This is a genomic window from Pseudomonas neuropathica (genome assembly GCF_051174785.1).
In the GTDB taxonomy this organism is placed as follows: Bacteria; Pseudomonadota; Gammaproteobacteria; order Pseudomonadales; family Pseudomonadaceae; genus Aquipseudomonas; species Aquipseudomonas neuropathica_A.
The window spans coordinates 1,086,666-1,106,920 of record NZ_CP195111.1; the positions used below are offsets into that span (position 1 = coordinate 1,086,666).

Consider the following 20,255-nt stretch of genomic DNA (forward strand, 5'->3'; position numbering starts at 1 on the left):
TCAGACCGCATTCGCGAGCAAGCTCGCTCCCACAGTTTGAATTGCATTGCCAAATCAGGAATTTAATTGCCATGAACTACGTCAATCCAAACAAGCTGCAAGCCGCGATCCTCGACTGGGCCGGCACCGTGGTCGATTTCGGCTCGTTCGCGCCGACGCAGATTTTCGTCGAAGCCTTCGCCGAGTTCGACGTGCAGGTCTCCATCGAAGAAGCCCGTGGCCCGATGGGCATGGGCAAGTGGGACCACATCCGCACCCTCTGCGATCAGCCACAAGTGGCCGAGCGTTATCGCAATGCGTTCGGCCGCACGCCGACCGATGACGACGTCACCGCAATCTACGAGCGTTTCATGCCGCTGCAGATCGAGAAGATCGCCGAGCACTCGGCGCTGATCCCCGGCGCACTGGAAACCATCGCCAACCTGCGTCAACAAGGGATCAAGATCGGTTCCTGCTCCGGTTATCCGAAACAAGTGATGGACAAGGTCGTCGAGCTGGCCGCCACCAACGGCTACGTCGCCGATCACGTGGTTGCCACCGACGAAGTGCCGAATGGTCGCCCATGGCCGGCGCAGGCCCTGGCCAACGTGATCGCGCTGGGCATCGACGACGTCGGCGCCTGCGTGAAGATCGACGACACCGTGCCGGGCATTCTCGAAGGCCGCCGCGCCGGGATGTGGACGGTGGCGTTGATCTGCTCGGGCAATGCGCTGGGGCTGGATTACGCCGGTTTCCGCGCTTTGGGCAGCGATGAACTGGCCAGCGAACGCAAGCGTATTCACGCGCTGTTCGAAGGCTCGCGCCCGCATTACATGATCGACACCATCACCGATTTGCCGGAAGTGATTGCCGACATCAACAAACGTCTGGAGAACGGCGAGATGCCGCAATCGAGCTGATTCCTGCCGCTTGCTGCAAACAAAAACGCCAGCGTCTGCACGACGCTGGCGTTTTTAATTGGCAAAGCCCTGATTCAGAGCATTGAAAGGCCGATCAGCCTCAGGCAAATCCGCCAAAGCGGATTACAGTTAAAGCATGCCGTCGCCCAAGAACGGCAGGTTTTGACCCTGATCTGTGAGGAAATACCGTATGCCGTGGACAAGTTCCGAATCACGCTACAGCACCGTATCGGTGTTGCTGCACTGGCTGATGCTGGTGTTGTTGGTGCTGGTATACGCCAGCATGGAGTTGCGCGGCCTGTTTCCCAAAGGCAGTGGCGGGCGCACGCTGATCCGCGAAGTGCATTACATGCTCGGCCTGACCGTGTTTGTGCTGGTGTGGTTTCGCCTGCTCGCGCGCAGCATTGGCCCGGCACCGAAGATCTTCCCCGCCTCGCCGCAATGGCAGACCGTGCTGGCGCGGCTGATGCACTGGGCCTTGTACCTGTTCATGATCAGCATGCCGATTCTGGGCTGGCTGATCACCAGCGCCGAAGGACATCAGGTGATGTTCTATGGCTTTGATCTGCCGCTGCTGGTCGCGGAGAACAAGGATTTCGCCAAACAGGTTGAGGGCTGGCATGTACTGATCGCCACTGTGGGTTACTGGCTGATCGGCCTGCATGCGCTGGCGGGGATCTATCATCACTATGTGGTGCGCGATAACACCCTGCTGCGGATGATGCCCAAACGCGGTTGACCGTCAGGGGCTGGCGATAAAACCGCGCCGGCCCTGCAAGCCACCGGTATGAATGAAGATCAACCGCGTGCCAGCTGCGAATCTGCCCGCCTCGACTTGCTGTTTGAGCGCCAGCAACGCCTTGCCGGTGTACAACGGCTCCAAAGGAACACCGCTGGCCTGCTCGGTTTGTTCGATGAACTCAAGCAACGCCGGATCGACCTTGGCAAAACCGCCGCGGCTGGCGTCGATCAGTTCATAGCCACCGGCGCCCTGACCAGCTGACTGAACAATCGCCTCGACCTGCGGCGCCACGCCATGATCTTCAGGTACCGCCAGCGCGCCAAAGACCGGATGCGCTCCCGCCTCGGCGAGGGCCAACCCGGCGAGTGTCGTGCCGGTGCCGCAAGCCAGCCACCATCCGTGGTAATCGCTCCAGCCGAGCGTGGCCAATTGCGCTTGCGCCTGTTGCTTGATCGCGGCACAACCGAGCGCCCCCGACAAACCGCCACCGCCCTCGGGCACCGCATACAAATGCGGATACTGCACGTGCCAAGGCTCCCAGAAGCCTGGCTCGTTTCGTGCGCGATAGCCGCCGTAACCCATCCAATGCAACTGCATGCCGAACGCCTGCAGATCCAGCACCGTCGGCGTTTCCTGCGCGTGCCCGCGCAACAGGCCCACGGTTGTGAACCCCAGCCGTTTCCCCGCCGCCGCCAACGCGTGCAGATGATTGGAATGCGCACCACCGAGGCTGACGATGCCTTCGGCACCCGCACGGTCGGCGGCTTTGAGGTGTTCGACGAGTTTGAACCACTTGTTGCCGCTGATCAGCGGGTCGATCTGGTCGAGGCGCAGGATGGCCACTTCAATACCGGCGGATGTCAGCCAGTCGAGGTGAAGGTGTTCGAGAGGGGCTTGGGGTAGCCAATCGGAGGGAGGCAAAAGCATGGATGGCGATTCGATCTGGACAGAGCCAGCATTCTAGTCGCTCATCAGCAGCCATCGCGAGCAGGCTCATTCCTACGATGGTTTGGTGGTGCTCACCGAATCTGTGAACAACACAATCCCTGTGGGAGCGAGCCTGCTCGCGAAAGCGGAGTGTCAGCCAATATATATGTCGACTGACACCACGCCTTCGCGAGCAGGCTCGCTCCCACAGGTTCAGCGCGGAGCTTAAAGTTCAGCGGCGAGGCGCGAACCCTGATTGATCGCGCGCTTGGCATCCAGCTCCGCCGCGACATCCGCACCGCCGATCAGGTGCACATTCTGCCCCGCTTCAACCAGACCGTCGTGCAGTTCACGCAGCGGATCCTGACCCGCGCAAATCACGATGTTGTCCACCGCCAGCAATTGTGGCTCGCCGGTTTCACCGATTCGAATGTGCAGGCCTTGGTCGTCGATGCTCAGGTATTCAACGCTGTTGAGCATCTGCACCTGCTTGTTCTTCAGACCGGTGCGGTGGATCCAGCCAGTGGTTTTACCCAAGCCATCGCCGACCTTGGTTTTCTTGCGCTGCAGCAGAAACACTTCACGGGCCGGTGCATGCGGTGCGGCTTTGATCCCGGCCACGCCACCACGGGCTTCGAGTTGCGTGTCGATGCCCCACTCTTTCCAGAACGCCGCACGATCTTGACTGGTGGCCACGCCTTCGTGCACAAGGAATTCCGACACGTCAAAACCGATACCGCCGGCGCCGATCACCGCGACACGCTTACCGACCGGTTTGCGCTCAAGGATCACGTCCAGGTAGCTCAGCACCTTGGCATTGTCGACACCCGGAATCGCCGGCACACGCGGCGCAATACCGGTGGCGAGGATGATTTCGTCGTAACCGCCTTCAACCAGTTTCGCCACATCAACGCGGGTATTCAGGCACACCTCAACGTGGGTGGTCTGCAGCTTGCGCTTGAAGTAGCGCAGGGTTTCGAAGAATTCTTCCTTGCCCGGCACGCGTTTGGCGATGTTGAACTGGCCGCCGATTTCACTGGCCGAATCGAACAACGTCACCTGGTGGCCGCGCTCGGCAGCTACAGTGGCGGCGGATAAACCGGCAGGGCCGGCACCGACCACAGCAATCTTCTTGATCTGCTGCACTGGCAAGTAGTTGAGTTCGGTTTCGTGGCAGGCACGCGGGTTGACCAGGCAACTGGTCAGCTTGCCGCCAAAGGTGTGATCGAGGCACGCCTGGTTGCAGCCGATGCAGGTGTTGATTTCGTCCGCACGACCTTCAGCGGCCTTGTTGACGAAGTCCGGGTCGGCAAGGAACGGCCGCGCCATCGAGACCATGTCGGCATCGCCTTCAGCGAGAATCTGCTCGGCGATTTCCGGGGTGTTGATACGGTTAGTGGTGATCAGCGGGATCTTCACCGAGCCACGCAGCTTGGCCGTAACCTTGCTGAATGCCGCACGCGGCACTTTGGTGGCGATGGTCGGAATCCGCGCTTCGTGCCAGCCGATACCGGTGTTGATGATGGTCGCACCGGCCTGCTCGATGGCTTTGGCCAGGGTGACGATCTCGTCCCAGGTGCTGCCGCCCTCGACCAGATCGAGCATCGACAACCGGAAAATAATGATGAAGTTCGGCCCCACCGCTTCACGCACGCGACGCACGATCTCTACCGGCAGGCGCATACGGTTTTCGTAGCTGCCGCCCCAGCGGTCGGTGCGGTGGTTGGTGTGCGCGGCGAGGAACTGGTTAATGAAATAACCTTCCGAACCCATGATCTCGACGCCGTCGTATTCGGCGGTCTGCGCCAGTACCGAACAGGTAACGAAATCGCTGATCTGCTTCTCGATACCTTCCTCGTCCAGCTCCTTGGGCTTGAACGGGTTGATCGGCGCCTGAATCGCACTCGGCGCAACCTGTTTCGGGCTATAGGCATAACGCCCGGCGTGGAGAATCTGCATGCAGATCTTGCCGCCCGCATCGTGCACCGCGCGGGTCACGATGCGGTGCTTGAGCGCTTCTTCTTCGGTTGTCAGCTTGGCCGCGCCGGAGTACACACCGCCCTCGTCGTTCGGGCCGATACCGCCAGTGACCATCAGGCCGACACCGCCACGGGCACGTTCGGCGAAGTACGCCGCCATGCGCTCGAACCCGCCCGGTTTTTCTTCCAGGCCCGTGTGCATCGAACCCATCAGGGTGCGGTTGCGCAGCGTGGTGAATCCCAGGTCCAGCGGGGCCAACAGGTGCGGGTAATGAGCGGCGGTCATCGGTAACTCCACAACGAGCAATCACGGAAAAGTTGCGGGCGCTCTGCGGCCCCCGTCAGTCATGTTCGACAGACTAAGAGTCGCATCGCTGTCACTCAATGACCGTAACTGACAACTTATTGATCGAAATGCGCAGCGCCCCTTGGCAACCGGAGCCATGCGCCCTACCCTAGTCGCCATACCCTGTACCCGGTAGCTGTTGGTTTTCATGCGCAAACTTTTGTACCTGTTCTTCTCCATGGCCCTTGTCGCCGCCCTGACCACCTACGCCATGTGGGCGGCGGACCGGCCGGCGGGGCATTACCTGTCGGACTTACGCATTAATGTCGCGGTCGATCTGGGCAGCCCCGCCGACCGCGGCAATCTGCTGGGCATCCAGCCCGAACTGTTTCCCACCGACTATCAAAACACCGAGCGTTTGCACCGCAAACTCGCGGCTTATCTGCAGCAAGCCCAGGATCAAGGCCTGCTGAACGATAAAACCGTCGTGGTGTTGCCGGAGAACGTCGGCACCTGGCTGCTGCTCAGCGGCGAGAAAGACGAGCTGTATCAGGCCCCGACCTTCGCCGAGGCGATGAACTGGCTGGCGGCGAGCAATCCGTTGTTGTTCGCCCGCGCCTGGCTCAGTGCCACCGGCAGCGACCGCCTCAATGACGCGTATCTGCGCATGAAATCCAAGGCGATGGCCAAGGATTACCAAGCCCTGTTCGGCGGCTTGGCCAAGGAGTTTCACGTAACGCTGGTAGCGGGTTCGATCGTGCTGCCGGAACCGAGCATCCGCGACGGCCAGCTCAAGCCCGGCAGCGGCGCGCTGTTCAACAGCAGCGTGGTGTTCGGTCGCGATGGTGTGCCGCTTGGCCAGCCACAGCGACAGATGCACCCGGTGTTCGATCAACGTGAAGTGATCGAAGCCGCAGACAAACACTTGCTCAACGTGGTCGATACTCCGGCCGGACGCCTTGGCGTGCTGATTGGCAGCGACAGTTGGTATCCGGACAACTACCGCCAACTCGACGAGCAACGCGCACAACTGGTCGCGGTACCGGCACAGGTGCTCGGTCAGGGTGCGTGGAACCAACCGTGGCGCGGCTACAAGGGTTCAAGTACGCCGGGCTCGGTCAGCCTCAAACCTGGTGAAGTCACCGAAGGACAGGCTTGGCATCGGTTGACGCTGACCGCTCAGCCGCCAAGCAGTCGGGCGATTGCCGGCATCAGCGTGTTTCTGCGCGGGCAGTTCTGGGACAAGGCCAGTTCCGGTCAGAGTTTCCTCAGCAGCAACGGTCAGCAGTTCGCCGATGGCGAGGCCCGTGGCGCGCGTTTGCTGAACATCTGGTTGTAAGCCATGAAGCCGCTGCCGATGCGTCTTGGGGATCTGTCGGTGGGCTTCGTGCACAGTCTCGCCGATGCTGTGCGCAGTCATGCGGTCGATCCGCAGCCGCTGCTGGAGCAATATGGGCTGGACGCCGCGCGACTGGCTGAGGCCGGGGCACGCTTGTCGATTCCGCGCTATATGCGCCTGGGCCACGCGGCGATCCAGTTGACCGGTGATTCGGCGCTGGGCTTGCGCATGGGCCAGCTCAGTCGCCTCAGCCAGGCCGGGCTGGCCGGCGTTACCGCCGCACAGGCGCCAACCGTGCGCGAGGCGGCGCGCTGTCTGATCCGTTTCGAGGCGCTATACGGTTCCAACTATCGTGGCCAGTCCAGTTTCCACGAAGACGCCCATGGCGCGTGGCTGCGTTTCTATTCGATCAGCCCGTACAACGCCTATAACCGTTTTGTGGTGGACTCGATCATCGCCGGGTGGCTTCATCAGCTCTCCAGTGTCAGCCGTGAACCGCTGCGCGCTGAACGCATCGACATCGAATTCGAGGCGCCGGATTACCGCGAGTCTTATAGCTTGCTGGGTGATTGCCCGATCCAGTTCGGCGCCGAGCGCAATCAACTGCGCCTGAACCTCAACAGCCTCGCACTGCGTAACCCCGAGCATTGCCCGAGTACCTGGCGGCATCTGCTGCAACTGTGTGAGCGGGAACTGGAGCAGTTGACCCGAACCCGCAGCCTGCGCGAACGCATCACTCAGCTATTGGGGCCGTTGCTCAATGGTGGTCGGGAGCCCGACCTGGAAGAAGTGGCCGCACGCCTGAAGCTGCCGACCTGGACCTTGCGGCGCAAACTGGCCGAGGAAGGCACGCAGTTTCGCGCGATCCTCAACGACACGCGCCGGGATCTGGCGATGACCTACATCCGCGACACCGAACTGGCATTCGGCGAGATCGCTTACCTGCTGGGGTTTGCCTCAGCCGAAGCGTTCCAGCGAGCCTTCAAACGCTGGAGCGGTCAGACGCCGGGCGAATTCCGCCGCAGTCACCGCAAAACGGCATAACAGCAGCTGCGAGCTACAAGCTGCAAGTCAAAGCTCGGTGGCGTCTTCGGCGGGCTCGGGTTGATCCAGTTCAAAAGCCTGGTACTCGAGCAGCTCTTCTTGATATTCATCCATCGTGTAATCCCCCTGCTGCTCTCTTGAATGGGCCTGAGCAAATGCCCAGTGCCTCGAGCTTAACGTGCTCGTGTGAAGGAAAAGTGAAACCCGGCCTTCATCAATAAAACGTAGCAGGTGGTCAGGAATTTATCGCGGGAATTTTGTCAGGGGAATGTAACGAAATTTAAGGCAATCCAAAAACCACTGTGGGAGCGAGCTTGCTCGCGAAGGCGTCGGACCATTCAGCACATAGGTGACTGAAAGTCCGTCTTCGCGAGCAGGCTCGCTCCCACAGGGATTTGGGGTCAGGCTGGTTATTGGCCGGACGCTGGCATCGCCGGAATCGGCTCGGATGGCGGCGGAATATCCGGATTGGCCGGTGGCGTGATGGTTTCGGTCGTCGATGCTGGCGCCGGTTCTGCGCTCGGGGCCGGAGTGATCGGCGCGGCCTCTGCCGGTGGCGCAACCGGTTCAGACGTCACTGGCGCGACCTCGGCAGGTGCGGGAGCGGGCTCCGCCGCAGGTGCTGGGGTTGCGGCGGGCGCAGGCATTGGAGTCGGCACCAGCGCAGCCGGAGCAGCCTTCACCTCAGGCACTCCCAGATCAGCCTTTGGCTTCTCTTCGATATGCGCCGCTTTCTTCGCATCCGCCGGCAGGAACAATTCCACTAACGTGAAAAAACGCTCATAGAACTTCTGCGACGTCACCGTCTCGCTGGCGACCTTGACCATCGAATCGTCGGACGAGCCGATCGGCATCGACACCGAACCCAACACGCCCACGCCGAGACTGGCCGAGTTGTTGGTTTTCTTCAGCGCGTAGCGATCCTGCAAGGCGTTGGCGAACATCGTCGCATGATGCCCGGCACTGCCGTCATCGGCGCAGACCACGTTGAAGCTGATCTCCATGTGGGTATCGCCGGTTTGCTGAAAACTCTTGTGGCCGCTGACCAGTTTCGGGTCGCTGCTGGTGATGATGTAACCCTGGCTGAGCAACGCACGCCGGGCCGCTTCGCAGCTGACCGAGTCGGTTACCGGGTAATTGCGCGAAAACGTACCGGAGTCATCAAAGTTCTCATGCTCATACATCGGCTTGTCTTTCGAACAGCCGGCAACAGCGGTAAACAACAGCGCCAGCCCGACAACACGCATGGGAGTGGAAATCAACATTGAACATCCTGAGAGAAAACAGTCCGGGGCGTATTGTGCAACAGATCACGCCCCCGCGGCGCATGGATTAGTGTCTTAAAGCAGTTACAACTCTATCGACCGTCAGTTGCGGGAAAAAGTCGCAACGCCAGATGATCGATGAACACGCGCAATTTCGCCGTGGCGTGACGACTGGATGGCCATAGCACCCAGAACTGCCCCGTGTGCTGCAGATGCGCATCGAGCACCCGTTGCAAGCGACCTTGCATCTCCGCCTCACGGGTCATGAAATCCGGCAGACAGGCAATGCCCATACCGGCCAGCACCGCATGGCTCACCGCCTCGATCGACGTACTGACCAGCCGGGTCGGCAATGTCGGCTCGGCGGCGCCCTCCACGCGAATCAGTGGCCAGGATTCCAGTTTGCCGGTGGCATGAAACGTATGCCGCAGGCACGCGTGAGTCGCCAGATCGCCGGGCATTTGCGGCACACCGTGTTGCTGCAAATAAGCCGGACTGGCCACCAGCACCATATGAAACTCGCCCAACGGTCGCGCCATCAGTCGTGAATCCCGCGGCTTGCCGGTGCGGATCACGGCGTCGAAACCTTCTTCAACCACATCGACCATACGATCGGTCAAATCCAGATCCAGTTCAATCTGCGGGTACAACGCCATGAACTCGGTCATGACCGGCATTACCAGGCCATGCACCTGCGGCAGGCTGATGCGCAGCTTGCCATGGGGTTTCGCCGCCGCATCGCACAACTCGAACTCCGCCGCCTCGACCTCCGCGAGGATCTTGCGACAGCGCTCCAGAAACAGCGCCCCTTCGCTAGTCAGCGTGACGCTGCGAGTGGTGCGTTGAAACAACCGCACGCCGAGTCGCGCTTCCAGCCGCGCGATACTTTTGCCAACCGCCGACGATGACACCCCTTGCAGTCGGCCAGCCTCAGTGAAACTGCGCGTCTCAGCGACCTGAACAAACACCGAAATACTGCCCAGGCTATCCATACCAATCTCCCATTAACGACATCCGTGTCCGATATGTTCGGAACCTTAACCCGTTTTTCGCTGATGTGCAGCGCCCTACCCTGTGCTCCTCGTCAACTTTGCACATGGATGCCGGCTCATGAATGATGCCCAACTCGGTTGCCCCGCACTTGAACACCCTGTCGATCGCCACGAGCGATTACCCCTCGGTGCCCTTTTGGCACTGGCCACCGCCGGATTCATTACGGTCATGACCGAAGCCATGCCGGCCGGCCTGTTGCCGCAGATGAGCAATAGCCTGAATGTGTCCCAGGCGCTGATCGGGCAACTGGTCACGCTGTACGCGATCGGCTCGATACTGGCAGCGATTCCCCTGACGATCGCCACCCGCGGCTGGCGCCGCAGACCGCTGCTGCTGTCCGCCATCGGCGGCTTTGCCATCGCCAACAGCATCACCGCCCTGTCGGAGCTGTACTGGCTGACCCTGATCGCACGCTTTATCGCCGGCGTATTTGCCGGTTTGCTGTGGGCGCTGCTGGCCGGTTACGCCAGCCGCATGGTCGCCCCACACCTGCAAGGCCGCGCCATCACCGTGGCCATGCTCGGCGCGCCAATTGCACTGTCATTGGGAATACCGGCAGGCACCCTGCTCGGCGCCCTGGTCGGCTGGCGCCTGAGCTTTGCCATCATGACCGCGCTGACCGTTGTGCTAGTGATCTGGGTACGCTGGCAAGTGCCAGACTTCGCCGGCGAACGCGTGGGAAAGCGCTTGCCACTGCGTCAGGTGTTTACCTTGCCGGGCGTGCGCTCGGTATTGTTGGTCACCCTTACCTACGTCGTTGCGCACAATCTGCTGTACACCTACATCGCGCCTTTCCTGCAACCCTCCGGGCTAGATGCGAGTGTCGACCGCGTTCTACTGGTATTCGGCCTCGCTTCAGTGCTGAGCCTGTGGATCGTCGGCAGCCTGATTGATCATTGGTTGCGCGAACTGGTGTTGATCAGTGCCGGGTTGTTCATGCTGTCCGCGATAGCACTGGGCCTGTGGCGCGAATCGCCGAGCGTCATCTACATCGCTACCGCTGTGTGGGGACTGGCGTTTGGTGCAATGCCCTCGCTGCTGCAAACCGCCTCGGCGAAAGCTGCGAAAGGGGCTGCCGATACGGCGCAATCGATGCTGGTTACGCTGTGGAATGTCGGGATTGCTGGCGGGGGGTTGGTGGGTGGGTTGTTGCTGGAAAACCTTGGTGTGGGGGTATTCCCGTGGATTGTTGCAGGCTTGTTGGTTTTGACATTGTCTGTGGCGGTCAACGCTAGGAGCCACGGTTTTCCAAGAGCGGGATGAGACCGAATACCCGGCTGAATCAGCTCCGGCCTGCAGGAAATGGGTTGATTGGCAGACCGCTATCGCGAGCAGGCTCACTCCTACAATTGGAATGAGTACATCCGCAAAAAACAGGTCGGCTGTCTGGCCGCCTTCGCGAGCAGGCTCGCTCCCACAGAAGAGCAAGAGCAGAACGCATTCTGCTTTTGCTCCTCACCACTCAACAGGATGAGCGTTAGCTCGGCTGCAGCTCTTGATCTTGATCTGAAGGCCCGTCGGCAGGCTGAGTGGAGGGATTGATCCGGGGGCGGAACGACCGTTCGACGAAGTCGAACACATCGAGAGGAGGTGCAGCGAAGCAAACCGTAGGCGATGCCCACCGGATCAATCCCGGAGCGAAGGAACCCCGAGCCCCAGCGAGCGGGCCGAACGTCAGGGCAAAGCCTTTTCGGTTACCTTTTCGGCGTTTGGAAAAGGTGACTCGCTGTAAGAGCGAAACCGCCAGCGGCCGCACCCAAAACAACGGATATTCACCCAAAACCCCAAAAACATGGTCGGCCCAAAGGCCACCACGCCCCAACGCCCAAAAAAAAGCCCCGACCTATACAGGCCAGGGCTTTCACATCACATCACATCACAGCTCAATCAGACATCAAAACCGCTTGATCTCAGCCTGAGCTTCCAACTGCTTGCGATACGCCGCAAAGTCCTGCTGCCCCTCACGCGAAGCAAGGAAACGACGATACTGAACCTTCTCTTCATCCGTCGGCGCAGCCGCTTCGTTAACGCCGTTCAGACGCACAATCATCAGGCTGCCATCCGCCAACGTCACGCTGGTGAACGTCGGCTTGTCCTTGGCAGCCGGCTTCGGCATACGGAACAACGCTTGCAGCACCGCCGGATCAACACCTTCCTGACCACGGGTGGCCGCTTCAGTGGTTTTCCAGTTCTGACCCTCGACTGCCTTGTCCAACGGCGCCTTGCCATCACGCAGATCAGCAATCAGCTTCTCGGCCTTGGTCTTGGCAGCCGCGCTGGCGTGCTCTTTGGTCAACTGAGTGCGGATCGCCGCATTCACGCTTTCCAGCGGCAATTGCGCAGGCTTGAGGTGCTCCTTGGAACGCAGCACGATCACGGTTTCCGGATCCAGCTCGATGGCGGTGCTGTTGGCACCTTCGTCGATCACTTCAGTGCTGAACGCAGCGGTGACCACGGCACGGTTGGCCGCAACACCTTCGCCACCCTCACGGCCGAACGGCTTGGAGGTGTGCACGGTCAGCTTCAGATCCGCCGCTGGCTGAGCCAGGTCAGACGCTTCGAACGCGGAGTCTTCCAGTTGCTTGGTCGCCTCGACGAAACGCTGCTCGACCTGTGCGGCTTTCAGCTCGCGGGTCAGCTTGTCTTTCAGGCTGGCCAGAGTCGGCACTTCAGGCGCTTCCACACCCAACAGCTTGATCAAGTGGTAACCGAAGTCAGTACGAATCGGCTCGGACACCTGGTCTTTCGACAGGGAGTACAAGGCTTTTTCGAACGCCGGGTCGTAAACGCCCGGGCCTGCATAACCGAGGTCACCGCCATTGTTGGCCGAACCCGGATCCTGCGAGAACTCTTTGGCCAGCGCTTCGAACTTCTCGCCCTTGGCCAGACGCGCCTGGATTTCGTCGATCTTCGCTTTGGCCTGAGCCTCGGTGGTCTTGTCGTTCACTTCAATGAGAATGTGCGCGGCACGACGCTGTTCCGACAGGTTGGCGATCTCTTTCTGATACGCCGCCTGCAGGTCTTCGTCCTTCACCGCGACCTGATCGAAGAACGAGGACTTCTTCAGCTCTACATAATCGATGATCACTTGATCCGGAGTCATGAACTCCTTGGCGTGTTCGTCGTAGTAAGCCTTGACTTCGTCGTCGGTCAGTTTGACCGCCGCTGGGTCAGCCTTGACGTTCAGGGTAGCGAAATCGCGGGTCTGTTTTTCCAGACGGGCGAACGCCAGCACTTCGACGTCGGTGACGAAACCGCTACCCGCCACACCGGCACGCAGTTGGCCGATCAGCATTTCCTGAGCCAGCATCTGGCGGAATTGCATACGGCTGTAACCCAGTTGACGGATCACCTGGTCGAAGCGCTCGGAGCTGAACTTGCCGTCCACCTGGAATTCAGGCGTCTGCAGGATCACTTGATCCAGTGCGCCTTCGGAAAAAGCGAATTTCGCTTGTTCGGCGCCTTGCAGCAGCAACTTGCGATCGATCAGGCCCTTGAGAGCCGATTCGCGGAGCATTTTTTCGTCGAGCAAAGAAGCATCGAAGTCTTTGCCCAGCTGTTGCATCAGCTGACGGCGTTGCATATCAACGGCCTGGCTCAGCTCGTTCTGGCTGATTTCTTCACCGTTGACCTTGGCCGCCTCATTCTTGTGAGTCGTGGCCTGGAAAATGGCGTCGAAACCGGTCAGAGCCATCAGTGCAACGATGACCCCGATAATGGTCTTGGCAATCCAGCCTTGTGAATTGTCCCTGATATTCTGCAGCATGCGTCCCCCAGAAACGGTTGAACTTCAAAATTAGGCAACCGTGGAGCGTGGGTAGAATCCGGATAGAAGAAAGGCGCATCCGAGGATGCGCCTTCTCGTAACTGGCGGAGCGGACAGGGCTCGAACCCTCGATCCCGGCGTTACAGGCAACTGTTTCAGCTACCTGCTCTACCGCTCCGCTGCCAAGTCAGGCATGACCCCGACCCGGATGGGTAAAAACCTGAAAACTTAGTTAACAGCTTCTTTCAGTGCTTTACCGGCTTTGAAACCTGGCTTCTTGGCAGCCGGGATTTCCAGAGTCTTGCCGGTCTGAGGGTTACGACCGGTACGAGCCGGGCGGTCCGTCACGGAGAAAGTACCGAAACCAACCAGAACAACGGAGTCGCCAGCCTTCAGAGCGCCAGTGACGGATTCGATTACAGCGTCCAGCGCACGGCCAGCAGCAGCTTTCGGGATATCAGCGGATGCAGCGATAGCATCAATCAGTTCCGACTTGTTCACTCTAAGTCCCCTTATATCTATTTTGAGATGATTCTAAGTTTTTTGGTGAAAGCAAAAACGAGTGCTGAATGGCCTACAGACACTTAAGAGCCGCTTTATAACAAGGGCTCTAAAAAACTGTCAAGGAAGCCCCCCAGGCAAAAGCGTATTAATGCGTGCTAATTCTTTCCTTAGAGTCAGACTCACGTTTTTCGTCCTTGGCAACTATCTCCGGAGCCACATCCGGCAAGGGCTCCGGCGCGTATTGCAGCGCAATTTGCAGGACCTCGTCAATCCATTTAACCGGTTTAATCTGCAGATCCTGCTTGATATTGTCAGGAATCTCCTTCAGATCACGCACGTTCTCTTCCGGAATAATCACAATCTTGATTCCGCCGCGGTGAGCCGCCAGCAGTTTTTCCTTCAGACCGCCAATCGCCAGCACCTGACCACGCAAAGTAATTTCGCCGGTCATGGCCACATCAGCGCGCACCGGAATCCCGGTCAATGCCGACACCAGCGCCGTGCACATGCCTACACCAGCGCTAGGGCCGTCCTTCGGGGTCGCCCCTTCCGGCATGTGGATGTGCGTGTCGCGCTTCTCGTGGAAGTCCAGGGGAATGCCCAGGCTTTTGGCACGGCTGCGGACTACGGTCAATGCGGCAGTGATCGATTCGACCATCACGTCGCCCAGCGAACCGGTCTTGATCAATTGCCCTTTACCCGGCACAACCGCGGCTTCGATGGTCAGCAATTCGCCGCCCACCTGCGTCCAGGCAAGGCCGGTCACCTGACCGATCTGATCCTGCTGTTCGGCCAGACCGTAGCGGAATTTGCGCACTCCGAGGAAGTGCTCGAGCAGATCAGCTGTCACTTTCACCGAGAAGCGTTTTTCCAGCGCGTGCTCTTTAACGGCCTTGCGGCAGACCTTGGCGATCTGACGTTCGAGGCCACGCACACCGGCTTCACGGGTGTAGTAACGGATGATGTCGCGGATCGCTTCAGCGTCGAATTCCAGCTCGCCCTTTTTCAGACCGTTAGCGGTGATCTGTTTTGGCGAGAGGTATTTGACCGCGATGTTGATCTTCTCGTCTTCGGTGTAGCCCGGCAGACGGATCACTTCCATCCGGTCGAGCAGCGCCGGCGGAATGTTCATCGAGTTCGAGGTGCACAGGAACATCACATCCGAGAGGTCGTAATCGACTTCCAGATAATGGTCGTTGAAGTTGTGGTTCTGCTCAGGATCGAGTACTTCGAGCAACGCCGACGCCGGGTCGCCACGCATGTCGCTGCCCATTTTGTCGATTTCATCGAGCAGGAACAGCGGGTTGCGCACACCCACTTTTGTCATCTTTTGAATCAATCTTCCCGGCATCGAACCGATGTAAGTCCGACGGTGACCGCGAATTTCCGCTTCATCACGCACGCCACCGAGGGCCATGCGTACGAATTTGCGGTTGGTAGCGTGTGCAATCGACTCTGCCAGCGAGGTTTTACCTACGCCCGGAGGACCGACCAGGCACAACACCGGGCCACGGATTTTTTTCACGCGTTTTTGCACCGCGAGGTATTCAAGGATACGTTCCTTGACCTCTTCGAGCCCGTAGTGATCGGCATCGAGAATGTCTTCTGCGCGCGCCAGGTCCAGACGTACTTTGCTCTGCGCCTTCCACGGCACTTGCACCAGCCAGTCGATGTACGAGCGCACCACGGTGGCCTCAGCGGACATCGGCGACATTTGCTTGAGCTTGTTCAGCTCGGCAGTGGCTTTGGCCAACGCGTCTTTCGGCAGACCGGCAGCGTCGATACGCTTCTTCAAGTCTTCGATTTCGTTGTGGCCTTCGTCGCTGTCGCCGAGCTCTTTCTGAATGGCCTTCATCTGCTCATTCAGGTAGTACTCGCGCTGACTGCGCTCCATTTGTTTTTTGACGCGACCACGAATGCGTTTTTCGACTTGCAGCAGGTCGATCTCGGCGTCCAGCAAGGCCAGCACGTGTTCAACACGAGCCGACAAATCGATGATTTCGAGAATTTCCTGCTTCTGCTCGATTTTCAGCGCCATGTGCGCCGCCATGGTGTCGACCAGGCGACCCGGCTCATCGATGCTGTTGAGCGACGACAGGACTTCAGCCGGGACTTTCTTGCCCAGCTGTACGTATTGTTCGAACTGCGACAGCAATGTGCGCACGAACACTTCGGATTCGCGCTCGGCAGCGTCGACTTCTTCGATCAACGAGACTTCGGCACGGCAGTGGCCGTCGACTTCGCTGAAGCGCTCGACGGTGCCGCGTTGCTCACCCTCGACCAGAACCTTGACGGTGCCGTCAGGCAGCTTGAGCAGTTGTAGAACAGTGGCGATGGTACCTACGCGATAGAGAGCGTCTTCACCGGGATCGTCGTCAGCCGGGTTTCTCTGGGCCAGCAGGAGGATCTGCTTGTCGCCCGTCATCGCGGCCTCGAGGGCTTCGATGGATTTCTCGCGCCCCACGAACAGCGGGATAACCATGTGCGGATAAACCACGACATCACGCAATGGCAGGAGAGGCAATTCGATGGTTGTCTTCATGATTTCGCCTCTACGGCGGCCATATGGCCGTAATCAGATGGAATTGAGCTTGAAACCAAGATGGGGGCAGCCTTGAAAAAAAACAAGCGCAAAGCGGATGTAAAAAATGACATAAAAAAAAAGAGGCCCGAAGGCCCCTTCTTTATTCCAGCAGACTGGACGCTTAAGCGTCCGGCGCTGCCTTGGCCGTCGGCTCACTGTTTTCGTAGATATACAGTGGCTTGGACTTGCCTTCGATCACGCTTTCATCGATCACGACTTTGCTCACCTCGGACTGCGAGGGGATTTCATACATCGTGTCGAGCAGTACACCTTCGAGAATCGAACGCAGACCACGGGCACCGGTTTTACGTTCCAGGGCACGCTTGGCGACCGACTTCAGCGCGTCTGTGCGGAACTCCAGATCCACGCCTTCCATCTCGAACAGCTTGGCATACTGTTTGGTCAGAGCATTTTTCGGCTCGGTGAGGATCTGCATCAGCGCAGCCTCATCCAGCTCGTCCAGCGTCGCGAGGACCGGCAGACGACCGACAAATTCCGGGATCAGACCGAACTTGACCAGATCGTCAGGCTCGACTTCACGCAGGGATTCACCGACTTTCTTGCCTTCTTCCTTGCTGCGCACTTCTGCGTTGAAACCGATGCCGCCTTTGGTGGAACGGTTTTGAATAACCTTTTCCAGACCAGAGAACGCACCACCGCAGATGAACAGGATGTTACGGGTGTCGACCTGCAGGAATTCCTGCTGCGGGTGCTTGCGACCACCTTGCGGTGGTACGGAAGCGACCGTGCCTTCGATCAACTTCAGCAAGGCCTGTTGCACGCCTTCACCGGAAACGTCCCGGGTGATCGACGGGTTGTCGGACTTGCGGGAAATCTTGTCGATTTCGTCGATGTAGACAATACCCATCTGGGCCTTCTCTACGTCGTAATCGCACTTCTGCAGCAGCTTCTGAATGATGTTCTCGACATCTTCACCCACGTAACCCGCCTCGGTGAGGGTGGTTGCGTCGGCGATGGTGAACGGAACGTTCAGCAAGCGGGCCAGTGTTTCGGCCAGCAGGGTTTTACCGGAGCCTGTCGGGCCGATCAGCAGGATGTTGCTCTTGCCGAGTTCGACGTCGTCAGCCTTCTTGTCACGCTGGTTCAGGCGCTTGTAGTGGTTGTACACCGCTACGGCCAAAACCTTTTTCGCACGCTCCTGACCAATGACGTACTGGTCAAGGATGCCGCTGATTTCTTTAGGCGAAGGCAATTTATGCGCGCTGCTTTCGGCCTGGGCTTCCTGCACCTCCTCACGGATGATGTCATTGCACAGGTCGACGCACTCGTCGCAGATAAAGACCGAGGGGCCGGCAATCAATTTGCGCACTTCATGCTGGCTTTTGCCACAGAAGGAGCAATAGAGCAGCTTGCCGTTGTCCTCGCCGTTGCGGGTGTCAGTCATTCGTTCGATCCAAATCCGATAGGCTTGCAACACAAGATGAAGGCTATTGCGGGCTTTTTCAAGCCCGCCGCTGATCAGACAAGCCGACCAAGCCTATTTTGAGCTGCTTATTTTAAGCTGGGCGCTGGTTGATCACTTCGTCGATCAGGCCATATTCCTTCGCAGCTTCTGCACTCATGAAGTTGTCGCGATTGGTATCGCGCTCGATTTCTTCCAGAGTACGCCCGCTGTGCTTGGCCATCAGCGTGTTCAGGCGCTCGCGAATGAAAAGGATTTCCTTGGCGTGGATTTCGATGTCCGATGCCTGGCCCTGGAAACCGCCCAGTGGCTGGTGAATCATCACGCGCGAGTTCGGCAGGCAGAAACGCTTGCCCGGGGCACCTGCGGTCAGCAGGAATGCACCCATGCTGCAGGCCTGGCCGATGCAGGTGGTCGATACGTTCGGTTTGATGAACTGCATAGTGTCGTAGATCGACATGCCCGCTGTCACCGAACCGCCCGGGGAGTTGATGTAGAGATGGATGTCCTTGTCCGGGTTTTCCGCTTCAAGGAACAGCAGTTGCGCGCAGATCAGGTTGGCCATGTAGTCCTCTACCGGACCAACCAGAAAGATCACTCGCTCCTTGAGCAGGCGCGAATAGATGTCATAGGCGCGTTCGCCACGAGCAGATTGCTCGACAACCATCGGGACCAGGCCGCCGGCGGCCTGGATATCAGAGTTCTGCTGAATATAAGAATTACGGAACATGCTCTGCAGTCGCTCCCAAATAGTTATGTCTTGAATACGCATAAGCCAGCTCGAGAGCTGGCTTATGGTGTGTACTTCTTAACGCAAAATCAATCAGTCGGCTGTTGGAGCTTCTACCGGCTTGACTGCTTCTTCGTAAGAGACCGCTTTGTCGGTCACACTAGCTTTCTGCAGAACAGTATCCACAACTTGTTCTTCCAGCACAACCGAACGCACTTCGTTCAGCTGCTGCTCGTTTTTGTAGTACCACGACACGACCTGCTCAGGCTCCTGGTAAGCGGAAGCCATTTCCTGAATCATTTCGCGAACGCGAGCTTCGTCAGGCTTGAGGTCGAACTGCTTGACCACTTCAGCGACGATCAGACCCAGCACAACGCGGCGCTTGGCTTGCTCTTCGAACAGCTCGGCCGGCAGTTGATCAGGCTTGATGTTGCCGCCGAACTGCTGAACGGCCTGCACGCGCAGACGGTCAACTTCGTTGGACAGCAGAGCCTTTGGTACTTCGATCGGGTTGGTGGCCAGCAGACCATCCATAACCTGATTTTTTACCTTGGATTTGATCGCCTGACGCAGTTCACGCTCCATGTTCTTGCGAACTTCGGTGCGGAAACCGTCGATGCCGCTTTCCTTGATGCCGAATTGAGCGAAGAACTCTTCGTTCAGCTCAGGCAGCTTAGGCTCGGAAACAGTGTTCACAGTCACGGTGAACTCGGCGGTTTTGCCAGCCAGGTCGAGGTTCTGATAGTCCTCTGGGAAGGTCAGGTTCAGAACGCGTTCTTCGCCGGCCTTTGCACCCACCAGACCTTCTTCGAAGCCTGGGATCATGCGGCCGGAACCCAGTACCAGCTGAGTGCCTTTGGCGGAGCCGCCAGCGAATACTTCGCCGTCAACCTTGCCAACGAAATCGATGTTCAGCTGGTCTTCGTTCTGGGCAGCACGATCGGCCACTTCAAAACGGGTGTTCTGCTTGCGCAGGATGTCGAGCATTTTGTCCAGGTCAGCGTCAGCCACGTCAGCGCTCAGGCGCTCAACAGTGATGCCTTCGAAACCGGCAACGGTGAACTCAGGGAACACTTCGAATACAGCAACGTATTCCAGGTCTTTGCCAGCTTCGAGCGACTTCGGCTCGATCGATGGCGAACCAGCAGGGTTCAGCTTCTGCTCAACCACAGCTTCGTAGAAGGAGGACTGGATCACGTCGCCTACCGCTTCCTGACGAGCATCAGCACCGAAACGGCGCTTGATTTCGCTCATTGGCACTTTGCCTGGACGGAAGCCAGCAATCTTGGCCTTTTGGGCAGTCTGCTGCAGACGCTTGTTGACCTGAGTCTCGATGCGCTCTGCCGGCACGGTGACGCTCATGCGGCGCTCGAGAGCAGTAGTATTTTCAACAGAAACTTGCATGGATATTCCTCGTTGCACAGACGTTAGCCGGCCGTTTCCGACCCCAGAATCAAGGGCATGCATTCTAGTGGGTCAAACTCAAGAAGTCACCCTACTGAAAACGGGTAAAAAAACAGCAGGCATTTAATAGAGGCCGCCACACCAGTGCAGCGCGCCCCACAGGCGAATACAACCAATCACGCCAGGGCTCTGCGCCAACCGCTTCTATATATAGAAGAGACTGCCAATCAGTCCCTGACGACCGTTCTTGCAAGCAAGCTCGGCGAGCAGCGCAGCAGCATCGAGCAACATAAATACGATGAAGCGCCCT

The 20,255-nt window shown here is 58.7% G+C and carries 15 protein-coding genes; 5 read left to right on the forward strand and 10 right to left on the reverse strand.

Translation table 11 applies throughout. The features are described 5' to 3' along the window. Positions 1–71: 71 nt before the first annotated feature. Positions 72–899 (forward strand): phosphonoacetaldehyde hydrolase, encoded by an 828-nt coding sequence (gene phnX, locus ACRRSD_RS04945; protein WP_435037338.1) that lies wholly within the window; start codon positions 72–74, stop codon positions 897–899. A 190-nt stretch (positions 900–1,089) separates the two neighbouring features. Further along, positions 1,090–1,638 carry a cytochrome b gene (locus ACRRSD_RS04950; RefSeq protein WP_414869024.1) on the forward strand — a complete coding sequence of 183 codons (549 nt, stop codon included), beginning with the start codon at positions 1,090–1,092 and terminating at the stop codon, positions 1,636–1,638. A gap of 3 nt (positions 1,639–1,641) precedes the next feature. Here the strand turns inward: ACRRSD_RS04950 and ACRRSD_RS04955 are convergent, their stop codons facing one another. Continuing rightward, positions 1,642–2,568, reverse strand: a complete 927-nt coding sequence (locus ACRRSD_RS04955) for a 1-aminocyclopropane-1-carboxylate deaminase/D-cysteine desulfhydrase (protein WP_435037339.1) — start codon at positions 2,566–2,568, stop codon at positions 1,642–1,644. Positions 2,569–2,793: 225 nt separating this feature from the next. After that, complete coding sequence (locus ACRRSD_RS04960; protein WP_242207563.1) at positions 2,794–4,833, reverse strand: NADPH-dependent 2,4-dienoyl-CoA reductase; 2,040 nt, start codon at positions 4,831–4,833, stop codon at positions 2,794–2,796. 208 nt (positions 4,834–5,041) lie between these two features. Here ACRRSD_RS04960 and ACRRSD_RS04965 point away from each other — a divergent pair, with 208 nt between their 5' ends. Then, complete coding sequence (locus ACRRSD_RS04965; RefSeq protein ID WP_435037340.1) at positions 5,042–6,172, forward strand: carbon-nitrogen hydrolase family protein; 1,131 nt, start codon at positions 5,042–5,044, stop codon at positions 6,170–6,172. Positions 6,173–6,175: 3 nt separating this feature from the next. Further along, on the forward strand, positions 6,176–7,216 hold the full coding sequence (locus tag ACRRSD_RS04970) for an AraC family transcriptional regulator (protein ID WP_435037341.1): 1,041 nt from the start codon (positions 6,176–6,178) through the stop codon (positions 7,214–7,216). A 410-nt stretch (positions 7,217–7,626) separates the two neighbouring features. Here the strand turns inward: ACRRSD_RS04970 and ACRRSD_RS04975 are convergent, their stop codons facing one another. Next, positions 7,627–8,481, reverse strand: coding sequence for a DUF2242 domain-containing protein (locus ACRRSD_RS04975; RefSeq protein ID WP_435037342.1), 855 nt, complete (start codon positions 8,479–8,481; stop codon positions 7,627–7,629). Positions 8,482–8,573: 92 nt separating this feature from the next. Then, positions 8,574–9,473, reverse strand: coding sequence for a LysR family transcriptional regulator (locus tag ACRRSD_RS04980; protein ID WP_435037343.1), 900 nt, complete (start codon positions 9,471–9,473; stop codon positions 8,574–8,576). A gap of 118 nt (positions 9,474–9,591) precedes the next feature. On the opposite strand from ACRRSD_RS04980, the gene ACRRSD_RS04985 reads away from it, so the two are divergent. Beyond that, positions 9,592–10,797 (forward strand): MFS transporter, encoded by a 1,206-nt coding sequence (locus ACRRSD_RS04985; RefSeq protein WP_435037344.1) that lies wholly within the window; start codon positions 9,592–9,594, stop codon positions 10,795–10,797. Between the two features lie 631 nt (positions 10,798–11,428). Here ACRRSD_RS04985 and ACRRSD_RS04990 read toward each other — a convergent pair. From ACRRSD_RS04990 to tig, 6 genes are all read right to left on the reverse strand, one after another. Beyond that, positions 11,429–13,300, reverse strand: coding sequence for a SurA N-terminal domain-containing protein (locus tag ACRRSD_RS04990; RefSeq protein ID WP_435037345.1), 1,872 nt, complete (start codon positions 13,298–13,300; stop codon positions 11,429–11,431). 228 nt (positions 13,301–13,528) lie between these two features. Further along, on the reverse strand, positions 13,529–13,801 hold the full coding sequence (locus tag ACRRSD_RS04995; RefSeq protein WP_003183171.1) for an HU family DNA-binding protein: 273 nt from the start codon (positions 13,799–13,801) through the stop codon (positions 13,529–13,531). 148 nt (positions 13,802–13,949) lie between these two features. Continuing rightward, on the reverse strand, positions 13,950–16,346 hold the full coding sequence (lon, locus tag ACRRSD_RS05000; protein WP_435037346.1) for an endopeptidase La: 2,397 nt from the start codon (positions 16,344–16,346) through the stop codon (positions 13,950–13,952). Between the two features lie 163 nt (positions 16,347–16,509). Next, on the reverse strand, positions 16,510–17,793 hold the full coding sequence (gene clpX, locus ACRRSD_RS05005) for an ATP-dependent Clp protease ATP-binding subunit ClpX (RefSeq protein WP_003223632.1): 1,284 nt from the start codon (positions 17,791–17,793) through the stop codon (positions 16,510–16,512). Positions 17,794–17,905: 112 nt separating this feature from the next. Beyond that, entirely contained in the window at positions 17,906–18,541 is a 636-nt protein-coding gene (gene clpP / locus ACRRSD_RS05010) for an ATP-dependent Clp endopeptidase proteolytic subunit ClpP (RefSeq protein ID WP_007951559.1), read from the reverse strand. Between the two features lie 93 nt (positions 18,542–18,634). Next, entirely contained in the window at positions 18,635–19,945 is a 1,311-nt protein-coding gene (tig, locus tag ACRRSD_RS05015) for a trigger factor (protein ID WP_134178293.1), read from the reverse strand. Between the last annotated feature and the right edge of the window lie 310 nt (positions 19,946–20,255).